Consider the following 6,855-nt stretch of genomic DNA (forward strand, 5'->3'; position numbering starts at 1 on the left):
GACCGCCGCCGTCGTGGTGCGGCCGTCGTCGGCGGTGTCGCCGACGCGGTTGCCGTGGCGGTCGGTCCGCACGTCCGGGTCGGCGCTGTCGGCGCGGCGCAGCTTCTCGTCCGCCTCCGAGCGCACGTCGGCGGCGGAGGACTGGCGGGCGTCGGCCTCTCGGCGCAACCGCTCCGCCTCCACCTCGGCCTGCTTCGCGTCGGCGGCGGCGCGGGCCGCCTTGGCCTCCCGCTCGCGGGCGGCGAGGTCGTCCTCGGCGGCCGATCGGCGCAGCTCCTCCGCCTTGCGGCGACCCGCCTCGGCGCGCTGCCGTCGTGCGACCAGCAGCGCGATCACGGCGATCACGATGATGACCACCACGACCACGACGATCAGAACGATCCATCCGGTTGTGTCCATGGCCTGAACGGTACCCCCGGACGACGCGAACGGGCAGCCCGTCCGCTCGCAGGGAGCGGCCGGACTGCCCGGACGGTGGTGCGGCTGCGCGTCACTCGGCCGGCGGCATCAGCACCGAGTCGATGAGGTACACGGTCGCGTTGGCGGTGTGGACGCCGCCGCAGATCACGCTCGCGTCGTTCACCTTCAGGTCGTCACCGGAGCCGGAGACGGTCACGTCCGCGCCCTCGACGGTCTTGTGCGTGCCGACCACCTCGGTCGGCGACAGCTGACCGGGGACCACGTGGTAGGTCAGGACCTTCGTCAGCGTCTCGGCGCCGGCGTCGGTCTTGAGGGTGTCGAGCGTCGCGGCGTCGATCTTCTTGAACGCGTCGTCGACCGGCGCGAAGACGGTGAACTTGCCGCCGTTGAGGGTGTCGACCAGGTCGACCTTCGGGTTGAGCTTCCCGGAGACCGCCGCGACCAGGGTGGTCAGCAGCGGGTTGTTGCTCGCCGCGGTGGCGACGGGAGCCTCCGACATGCCCTCGACGGAGCCGGCGCCGTCCGGGACCTGCTCAGCGTAGGCGGCGCAGCCGGGACCGACGAGGTCGGCGGCCGGGTCCATGGTGGAGGCCGACGGGGTGGACGAGCTCATCGACGAGCCCGAGTCGCTGGAGGGCTCCGAGGAGGCACTGCCCGACGAGCAGGCGGTGAGGGCGAGGGCGGCTGCGGCGAGGATGCCGGCCGCGGCGAGTCGTGCAGAGGTGCGCATTGTTCTTCTCCTTCTGGGTGGTGCTTCTCGAGGTGCGGAGCGGGGAACCGGAGCGGCTCTTGCAGGTGGTTCGGACCCCGGACCGGATCGGATTGGAGATCCAGGTCAATCCGTCCGCGCCCTCCGCGCCGAACAACCGGTATGACGGCACCAGAGACGACGACCGACCCGCAGCCCGGCACAGCCCGGCACGACCGCGCGGCGCTCGCCTGGGCCGCTCTGGGAGGACTCGTGAGCGGCGGGCTGCTGCTCGGCGTCGCGGAGCTCGTGGCGGTCTTCCTCGGACCCGCGTCCGGTCCGCTGCTCGCGGTCGGCTCCTTCGTCGTCGATGTCGTACCGCGCTGGGCCAAGGAGCTCGCCATCCAGCTCTTCGGCGCGGCGGACAAGGTGTTCCTGCTCGGCTCCCTCGGGCTGGCGGCGGCCGCCCTCGCCGCTCTCGCCGGACTGGTGGAGCTGCGGTGGCGCGCCCGGGGCCAGATCCTCCTCGCATTTGCGGCGCTGGCGGCCGCCGTCGCGGCGGTCACGCGTTCGGGGCTCGGAGCACTCGCTGCCCTGCCGGCCGTCATCGGCGGGATCGTCGCGGTCCTCGCCTTGCGCCTCCTGATCGGACGGCTGCGGAGGTGGCGCTCCGCGGCTCCCGACGGAGAGTCCGCCCGCGTCGACCGGCGGGGCTTCCTGCTCCTGACCGCCACGGGGGCCGTGCTCGCCGTCGCGGGCGGCGTGGGCGGACGGCTCGCCTCCGCCGCCACGTCATCGATCGCGGCGGTGCGGCGCGCCCTCCGGCTGCCGGACCCGCGGACGCGGGTGACGGTCCCGGCCGACGCCGAGCTCCGCATCCCCGGGCTGACGCCGCTGTTCACTCCGAACGCCGACTTCTACCGCGTCGACACCGCGCTGAGCGTGCCCGCCGTCGATCCGGCCACCTGGCGGCTCCGCATCGACGGCATGGTCGAGCGGAAGGTGGACCTCGGCTTCGACGAGCTGCTGCGGCTGGGCCTGGACGAGTACGCCATCACGATGACCTGCGTCTCCAACGAGGTCGGCGGCGACCTGGTCGGCACGGCCCGCTGGCTCGGCGTCCCGCTGAGGACCGTGCTCGCGCTGGCCCGACCGCGGCGCGGCGCCGACATGGTGCTCTCGCGCAGCGTCGACGGCTTCACGGCCGGAACGCCGCTCGACGCGCTGACCGATCCCGGACGCGACGCGATCCTCGCGGTCGGGATGAACGGCGAGCCGCTACCCCTCGAGCACGGCTTCCCGGTGCGGATGGTCGTCCCCGGCCTGTACGGCTACGTCTCCGCCACCAAGTGGCTCAGCGGACTCACCGTGACGACCTTCGCCGCCGATGAGGCCTACTGGACCTCCCGCGGCTACAGCGCGAAGGCGCCGATCAAGCTGTCGAGCCGCATCGACACCCCGCGCGTCGACAAGCCGGTCCAGGCCGGGCGCGTCACGGTCGCCGGCGTCGCCTGGGCGCAGACGGTCGGCATCGGACGGGTGGAGGTGCGGATCGACGGCGGCGAGTGGCAGGAGGCGCGGCTCTCCGCGCCGGTCGACCCGGACACCTGGGTGCAGTGGGCGCTCGACTGGGACGCGGCTCCCGGCAGCCATACGCTCTCGGTCCGCGCCACCGACAGGGCGGGTCGCCTCCAGGAGCAGAAGCGCGCGCCGATCGCACCGAACGGCTCCACCGGCTGGCAGTCGACGCTCGTCCGCGTGGAGTGACGCGGGGTAGGCCGCGCATGGCGTGTGTCGGTAGGGCGGACGGGACTTGAACCCGTGACCGGCGGATTATGAGTCCGATGCTCTGACCAGCTGAGCTACCGCCCCGGCTGCGTGCGCCCGGTCACTCCGGGGTGGGCACGCGGGAGGCCGTGTCCGTCACCGGGTCGGCCACCGGCTCACCACGATACAGGCTTTCGAAGGTGCTGATCGTGGTCTGGATGTCGTGCGAGGCGACGATGCGCAGCGACGCGTTCTTGAGCCGGTCGAGCTCCTCCTGCGGGAGGGTGAGCACGTTCTCGAGCTTGTCCGCGAGGTCCTGCGCGTCGCCGGGGCGGAACAGGTAGCCGTTCTCGCCGTCGTGCACGAGGTGCGGCAGCGCCATCGCGTCGGCCGCGACGACCGGGAGCGCGGAGGCCATGGCCTCCATCGTCGCGATCGACTGCAGCTCGGCGATCGACGGCATCGCGAAGACGGTGGCGCGCGTGTACGCCTGGCGCAGCTCCTCGTCGGTGACGTAGCCGGTGAAGGTGACCCGGTCGGCGATGCCGAGGGTCTCCGCCATGCTCTGCAGGTTCTTCAGCTGGTCGCCGCCACCGACGATCTCGAGCGTGGCGTCGAGGGAGGCGGGGAGGAGCTTCACAGCGTTGAGCAGCACGTCCAGGTGCTTCTCGCCCGTGACGCGGCCGACGAAGAGGATGCGGTTCGCCGTGCGCGGCGTGAAGTCCGGCGTGTAGTTGTGCGCGTCGATCCCGCACGAGATGGCGTGCACCCCGCGCAGGCCGGTCGCGTCCTCCAGGAACTGGGCGGCACGGCGGGTCGGCGTGGTGACCGACTCGGCCCGGTCGAAGCTCTTGCGGCCATCGCGCCAGGCGAGGCGCACGAAGGTCTTGCGGAGGAACTTCGGCAGGAGCGTGAACTCGACGATGTTCTCGGGCATGACGTGGTTCGTGGCGACGATGCGGATGCCGCGCTTCTGCGCCTCCGCCGCGAGCCCGCGGCCGACGACGATGTGCGACTGGATGTGCACGACATCCGGCTTCACCGCATCGAGGACACGGCTGGCGTTGGCCTTGCTCATCCACGGCAGGGCGAAGCGCAGCCAGTCGTGCGGGTACCAGCGCCAGCTGCGCAGCCGGTGCACGGTCATCGTGGTGCCCTCGTGCTCCTCCACCCACGCCCCGTGCGCGCGGCTCGCGGCGGGCGCGACGATGTGGACGTCGTGGCCGCGCTCGACGAGCCCCGCCGCGAGACGCTCCGCAAAACGGGCGGCGCCGTTGACATCCGGCGGGAAGGTGTCGCATCCCATGACGATGGTCAGCGGCGGTTTCGGAGCCGGGGCGGGCGGGGTACTGTTCGTTCCGCTCGGATCAGGCACGTGGTGTATCCCTACGGTCGTGGGCCGGGAGGTGGAACCGGCGATGGTCTTCGCATGCCGAACCCGTCGGCTCGGCCGATTCAACGGCCTAGTCTAGAGTGCTTTCCCGCGCCGCGTCCGACACCCGGTCGGCCACCGGCGCGTCGGAGCCGGTCTGCGGGTGGTGCTTGGCGAGCTGGAAGACGCCGTAGATGGCGATGGCGCCGGTCACCGCGAAGCCCACCATCGCCCACCACGGCGCTCCGGCCGCCTCGTTGAGGACGACGATGCCGATGGTCACGGCGACGAGCGGGTCGATGACGGTGAGGCCGGCGATGACGAGGTCGGGCGGCCCTGACGAGTAGGCGTTTTGGACGAAGTACGCGCCGAGCGCGGCCGCGGCCAGCAGCGCGACGATGCAGAGCACGAGCAGCCAGTCCCACTCGGCGTTGGAGACGCGGTCGATGACGACCTTCGCGAGCGTCGCGACGAAGCCGTAGAGCACGCCGGCGCCCACGATGTAGATGATCGCCTTGAACCGGTGCCGCAGGAACCAGAACAGGAGGGCGAAGGCGATGAGCACGACCCCGAGGATGATCAGGATGACCACCAGGGCGCGACTGGTCACGGGCAGGTCACGGGCGAACACCGCCGCGATGAGCACGAACGCGCCGACGCCGCTGACGCAGAGGCTGACCGCCAGGATCGACTGCCGGTTGAGCCGCACGCCGCTGACCTTGGCGTTCAGGATGCTGGTGATGACGAGCCCCACGACGCCGAGCGGCTGCACCAGGATGAGCGGGGACAGCTTGAGGCTGACCAGCTGGAACACGATGGCGAGGCCGAGCAGCAGCGTGCCGATGACCCAGGAGGGCCGGGCGAGCAGCAGGCCGAGCTGGCGCCCGCTCAGGCCGCCGTTCGCGTTCTTGGTGTTCGCCTCGACCTTGGCGACGCCGTGGTGCTGGAGCTGCGCGCCGATCGAGAGGAAGCAGGCGCCGACGAGCGCGACGGGGATGCCCAGGAGCTGGCTGGGCTGGTACGAGAGGTCCAGCGCGTCCATCAGTTCCGTACCCACCCCATGACCCTACCGAAAGATGATCCGGATAGTCTTCTGGAATGGCCGTCCTTCCCATCCGGATCACCGGTGACCCCGTCCTCCACTCCCCCGCCGCCGAGGTGACGGTGTTCGACGACGAGCTGCGCACGCTCGTGGACGACATGTTCGAGACGATGGACGAGGCGCCCGGCGTCGGGCTGGCCGGCCCGCAGGTCGGCGTGCCGCTGCGGCTGTTCGTGTACGGCTGGACGGACGACGACGACGTGGTGCACCGCGGGGTCGCGATCAACCCGGTGCTGTGGCTGAGCCCGCTCCCGGTCGGTCCCGTCGACGAGGACTCCGAGTCGGAGGGCTGCCTCTCGTTCCCGGGCGAGCGCTTCCCGCTGCGCCGGGCCGAGCGGGCGATCCTGCAGGCGGTCGACCTCGACCAGCGGCCGTTCGAGGTCACGGCGGAGGGCTGGCTCGCGCGCATCTTCCAGCACGAGTACGACCACCTGGACGGCGTGCTGTACGTCGACCGGCTGGGCCATCCGTACGGCAAGGCGGCGCAGAAGGCGCAGCGCAAGAACAGCTGGGGCGTCCCCGGGCTCAGCTGGCTGCCCGGCCGCGACCACCTGGAGGACTAGCGCCGCAGTCCGACGCCGTGGATGCCGTTGTGGTGCCGCAGCGCCGGGAACACGACGGAGAGCGAGAAGCCGACGCCGGGAACCGTCTTGGCGCTCAGCACCCCGCCGAACAGCGCGGCGCGCTCGCGCAGCTCGTTGAGCCCCGCGCCCTCGAAATGCGCCGTGACCGCGGCGAGGTCGTCCTCGATCGAGTACGCGGTGGCCTGGTCGATGCCCTCCCGGTCGAGCCCCTTCCGGCGCGCCGCGGCGCGGATCCCGTCGTCGTCGATGCCGACCTGGAGGCCCTCGGCCGTCCACGAGAAGCCGACGGCCACATGCGTGCCCTGGCCGCCGTGGGTGAGCGCGTTCTCCAGGCTCACCTGCAGGATGCGGAAGACGGCGAGCTCGGCGCCCGGCCGCAGCGCGAACCGCTCGCCCGACTCGGTGAATGCCACGTCGATCCCGGCCTCGCGCATCAGCCGGAACAGGTCGCGGGCCGACGGGAGGCTCGGCTGCGGCAGTCCGGCGGCGCCGCCGTCGCGCACGACGTCCTGCAGGCGGCGGAGGTCGGCCAGCGCCTCGCGGGCGGCCGCCTCCAGCGCCTCTGTCGACCGGAGCGCCGCGGCGGGGTCGGAGCCGGCCGCGTAGCGGATGCCCTCGGCCTGCGTCGCGAGGCGGGCGACGGCCTGCACGGTCACGTCACCGAGCTCGCCGGCGATGCGGAACCGCCCGGCCTGCTCGGCGAGCTCCAGCTCGCGGTCCATCCGGTCCCACTCGGACTCCTCGCGCGCGTCGCGGAGGCGGCGATGGGCTGCCCGCTCGCGCAGCCAGAGCACGAGGAGGACCGCCGCGATCAGGCCGAGCGCCACGGCGGCGACGACGACGGTGGTGAGCGGGGTCATGCTGGTCCTTCCGACGGCGGCCGCGGCGCGGCCCGGACGATCCCTGTCTCTTATACACATCT

7 protein-coding genes and 1 tRNA gene are annotated in these 6,855 nt (G+C 72.1%); 2 read left to right on the forward strand and 6 right to left on the reverse strand.

Going from position 1 to position 6,855, the window contains the following annotated elements; translation table 11 throughout:
- Both ACR9ZG_RS17355 and ACR9ZG_RS17360 read right to left on the reverse strand, forming a co-directional pair.
- The coding region (locus ACR9ZG_RS17355) for a hypothetical protein (RefSeq protein WP_481286096.1) at positions 1 to 399 on the reverse strand (399 nt) is incomplete at its 3' end.
- A gap of 91 nt (positions 400 to 490) precedes the next feature.
- A complete protein-coding gene (locus ACR9ZG_RS17360) occupies positions 491 to 1,150 on the reverse strand; it encodes a fasciclin domain-containing protein (protein WP_481286097.1) in 660 nt (219 codons plus the stop codon).
- A gap of 141 nt (positions 1,151 to 1,291) precedes the next feature.
- Here ACR9ZG_RS17360 and ACR9ZG_RS17365 point away from each other — a divergent pair, with 141 nt between their 5' ends.
- The gene (locus ACR9ZG_RS17365; RefSeq protein WP_481286098.1) at positions 1,292 to 2,875 is read left to right on the forward strand and encodes a molybdopterin-dependent oxidoreductase; all 1,584 of its coding nucleotides are present in this window, start codon (positions 1,292 to 1,294) and stop codon (positions 2,873 to 2,875) included.
- Between the two features lie 31 nt (positions 2,876 to 2,906).
- Here the strand turns inward: ACR9ZG_RS17365 and ACR9ZG_RS17370 are convergent.
- From ACR9ZG_RS17370 to ACR9ZG_RS17380, 3 genes are all read right to left on the reverse strand, one after another.
- Positions 2,907 to 2,980 (reverse strand) — tRNA-Ile (locus ACR9ZG_RS17370).
- A 16-nt stretch (positions 2,981 to 2,996) separates the two neighbouring features.
- Positions 2,997 to 4,250, reverse strand: a complete 1,254-nt coding sequence (locus tag ACR9ZG_RS17375) for a glycosyltransferase (protein ID WP_481286099.1) — start codon at positions 4,248 to 4,250, stop codon at positions 2,997 to 2,999.
- Between the two features lie 88 nt (positions 4,251 to 4,338).
- Complete coding sequence (locus tag ACR9ZG_RS17380) at positions 4,339 to 5,304, reverse strand: DMT family transporter (RefSeq protein WP_481286100.1); 966 nt, start codon at positions 5,302 to 5,304, stop codon at positions 4,339 to 4,341.
- Between the two features lie 41 nt (positions 5,305 to 5,345).
- Between ACR9ZG_RS17380 and def the strand changes: the two genes are divergently transcribed.
- Positions 5,346 to 5,912: a peptide deformylase gene (gene def, locus ACR9ZG_RS17385; RefSeq protein ID WP_481286101.1), complete on the forward strand. Its 567-nt coding sequence runs from the start codon at positions 5,346 to 5,348 to the stop codon at positions 5,910 to 5,912.
- Here def and ACR9ZG_RS17390 read toward each other — a convergent pair.
- Positions 5,909 to 6,855 (reverse strand): sensor histidine kinase (locus tag ACR9ZG_RS17390; RefSeq protein ID WP_481286102.1); only part of this gene is annotated, 947 nt, incomplete at its 5' end. The genes def and ACR9ZG_RS17390 overlap by 4 nt on opposite strands.

It is taken from the genome of Leifsonia sp. KNZ12-8B, assembly GCF_056755495.1.

What these genes read in the sequence shown, in the direction of transcription:
- ACR9ZG_RS17365 (WP_481286098.1), top strand. Translation starts at nt 1,292, where the DNA reads ATGACGGCACCAGAGACGACGACCGACCCGCAGCCCGGCACAGCCCGG.
- ACR9ZG_RS17360 (WP_481286097.1), bottom strand. Translation starts at nt 1,150, where the DNA reads ATGCGCACCTCTGCACGACTCGCCGCGGCCGGCATCCTCGCCGCAGCC.
- def (WP_481286101.1), top strand. Translation starts at nt 5,346, where the DNA reads ATGGCCGTCCTTCCCATCCGGATCACCGGTGACCCCGTCCTCCACTCC.